Source organism: Dietzia sp. B44, assembly GCF_014145245.1.
Taxonomy (GTDB): domain Bacteria; phylum Actinomycetota; class Actinomycetes; order Mycobacteriales; family Mycobacteriaceae; genus Dietzia; species Dietzia natronolimnaea.
The window spans coordinates 1-1,030 of sequence record NZ_JAALEF010000476.1; the positions used below are offsets into that span (position 1 = coordinate 1).

The window sequence follows — 1,030 nt, forward strand, 5'->3', positions numbered from 1 at the left end:
GGCGTCGACGACGTGGCGGGCCGCTACTCGACCGTGGACGTGGACGGCCGCGCCGCGCACCTGCTGCTGGCCAAGAACCCGGCCGGCTGGCAGGAGGCCCTCGGCATGATCGACACCTCGGCGGACGGCCTGGTGATCGCGGTCAACGGGCAGGTCGCCGACGGCGTGGACCTGTCGTGGTTGTGGGACGTGCGCTTCGAGAGCTTCGAGGGCGTGTCCGTGTACGCCTCCGGTGAGCGCGCCGCGGACCTGTCGGTGCGCCTGAGCTACGCCGGGGTCGAGCACAAGCTCGAGCCCGACCCGTTGTCCGCGATCAGGCGGTGCCCACCCGGCCGGGTCGAGGTGCTGGCCAACTACACCGCGTTCCGCGACCTCGGACGCGCGATCGCCGCCCGGAAGGAGCAGCAGCCATGACCGACCGCGACGCCGGGGCCTCCGCCTCACCGCTCGACACCGTCTCCCCCGATTCCCCGCGGCCCACCGAGTCGACTGTGCGCATCGGCCTGGTGCTGCCCGACGTCATGGGCACCTACGGCGACGACGGAAACTCCCTGATCCTGCGCCAACGCCTGAGGTGGCGCGGGTACGACGCCGAGATCGTCCGCATCACCCTCGACGACGCCGTTCCCGACTCGTGTGACATCTACACGGTGGGCGGGGGCGAGGACACCGCCCAGAAGCTCGCATCACGACACCTGTCGGGCTCGCCCGGTGTGCAGCGGGCCGTCGCGCGCGGGGTGCCGGTGCTGGCCATCTGCGCCGGGATGCAGGTGTTCGGCGAGTGGTTCATGGTCGCCGACGGCTCCCGCGCTCCCGGGTTGGGCCTGCTCGACGTGACCACCTCGCCGCAGGCCACCCGCTCGATCGGCGAGCTGGTGGCGGAACCGCAAATGGCCGGGCTCACCCAGACCCTGACCGGCTTCGAGAACCACATGGGCGCCACCATCCTGGGCCCGGACGCCGCCCCGCTCGGACGCGCCACCTCGGGCGTGGGCAACGGAGTCCCGGCAGGCGAGCCCGCGCGTGCCGG

General features: G+C 72.6%; 2 protein-coding genes. Both read left to right on the plus strand.

Annotated elements, in window-relative coordinates; genetic code table 11:
- A partial coding sequence (locus G6017_RS14395) for a DUF1727 domain-containing protein (RefSeq protein WP_182617975.1) occupies positions 1-414 on the plus strand: 414 nt, incomplete at its 5' end.
- Positions 415-521: 107 nt separating this feature from the next.
- The coding region (locus G6017_RS14400; protein ID WP_524536307.1) for a type 1 glutamine amidotransferase at positions 522-1,030 on the plus strand (509 nt) is incomplete at its 3' end.